The organism is Mesorhizobium sp. P3_A9, from assembly GCF_056402975.1.
Map to the genome: position 1 here is coordinate 1 of NZ_JBFUGJ010000592.1, position 2,165 is coordinate 2,165.

Annotated in this window: 1 pseudogene; it reads right to left on the minus strand. The window is 59.5% G+C overall.

The annotated features are described in order from the left end of the window. Nucleotides 1-275 precede the first annotated feature (275 nt). Nucleotides 276-2,165 (minus strand): annotated as a pseudogene (locus tag AC1DX0_RS34970) (hypothetical protein); the annotation flags it as partial.

Here is a 2,165-nt window from a genome sequence, read left to right on the forward strand (position 1 = left end):
AACGGAGGAGGTGCACACGATCGTCTTGGTCGGAGAACACCACGCCGTACAAGACTTCGATGGCGACATTGCTCGCAGCCTTGAGGATTTCGACTTTCGAATGCCGATCGACACCAGCGGTTGGCCGAAAGAATAGGGCCGAGACGAAGTCCCGCCGGTGCCAGTACATCCGTGGTCACCGACGGGCCAAGGCACGCCCCGACAATCTCTAGAACGGCCAGGACAGCGCAAGAACGACACCTGCCGAGACCATGAATGCGAGCCGGGCAGCCATCTTATCGACCATTGACGGACCTCAGAGCGTCGCGAATGCCGGCAGCGGTTGCCGCGCGAACAGCAGCTTGGCTTTCCCTGGTTGGCGGTGCATTGCCGTTCCAGTTGTGGGTCTGGTTGATGACGATTGGCCGTTGTCCGCCACCGCCAGACGACGAACCGCTACGCTGGTCGCTAATCTGGTCGTTGTCGGCAATGATCACCTTTTCAGATGGCCGCTTGAAGAATTCGACCTTCTGGGTGTCTCGGGAATCGCCGCCAATCATACCGCCTGGTGCGAAGCCATATACGGCGCGGCGCGCAATCTGCTCGGGTGTGGCGGCGAGACCATCCGCTCCATAGCCGATGGGTTGGACGCCGCCGATCATTGCATAGTTCGACCTAGCGGTCGCCAGCGCCCTCCGATAAGCCGCCTTAAGCGGGTCTTCGGTTGTTGAACCTGCGGACGAGGAGCCACCGCCGCCGCTACCATAGCCGCCGATAGAGCCGCTAGTCTTTAGATCATCGAGCGCCTGCGCGGTCTTGCGCGTGTTCGCCTCAATGTTCATCTGGACCGTCCACATGCGATTTTCGTCTGTGGTAGCCTCACGTCCCGTAAATGCCGATTGCGGATTGGCCAAAGCCATCGATTGTGCGTTCGGGATGACCGTCCCAGCGCCCGAAGGAACGACTAGCTCAGGTCCCCTCTCACCCACCCAATAGGGCGACTGAGCCGAGATTGGTCCGCCGGCTGCTCGCTGCGGGTATGCGGCGTTCACCTGCGCCAAACGAGCCGGGTCTTGGTAGGTAGTTGGCTGGACGTAACCCCATGAGTTGGTCGACGTGTTGAAGATCGGCGTAGATGAGATTTGGCGATCGGAGGAATAGCGGGTAACGCCGACACCACTGGTGCCACTACCATCTTGTTTAGGCACATCGTAGGTCGACTGCGTGCCTGTACCGACCTGGCGAGTTACAACGGTGATGGTGACTGTGCGATTCTGGATCGCCTGGATAGCGCTGTTAAGTTGCGCGGCTTTACCAATATCAGAATCCATCTGCATCCTGGCGCGAACCAGGCTGTCAATGAAAGCGTTGACCTTCTCGACACCGAGTCCGCCATCAATAAGCGTCTGACGCAGTAAGTCGACACCGGATGCCACATCGCTAGCCGTGGCCCTACCGGTGCTCATCGCATCGAAGAGTCTGTTGACGATCCCTACGGTGTTGCCGAGCGCCGCATTGGCGCCATCGATGTTGCGAACGTCGCCGAAGAAGGCCTGGATATTCTCCTTGCCACCGGCCGTAACTATGGCTTCCTTCAGTGTTTCCGCTTCTGCCGTGGTGTCGCGGAATTGCTTGCTGAGATCCAGCATGCTCTGCGCCTGCTCGCGCCGCATCTTCCGGATGGCCTGGTCCGCCTGTTCGAATTGGCCGACGACGCCTTGGATGGAGCCACCAAGCGACCGCGTGACGCCGAAACCATCCGACCCACCGCTATCTATCGTGCCGAACAGCTTGGCGATCGTGGCGTCGGCAGTGCTGGCGTTCCCCTTGACGTCCTTGAAGCCGGCCGCGACTTCAGCGAGCGTCTTTGTGGCCTTCTGATTGTCAACGGCGATTCCCTTCGCCTCCAGGTCAGCCGGGATCGTTGCTGCTACCTTGGCCGCCTGCGCTGCGGTATCCTGCAGACCCTTAGCGAACTCGCGTGCGTTCTTCGAAAGCGTCGGGTCGAGGCGGATCTTGCCTAGCTCGCTTTGCAAATCAACCGCATCGATGGCGCCTGATTTCAGTTCCTTTGAAAGTTCGGCGAATCTCGCAAGCCCCGCCTTGCCTATCCTTGAAAAATCGCCGTCACCGGTATTAAGCAGATCCAGCTGCCGGCGGGTATCGTTCATAAGGGAGTCGAGCGT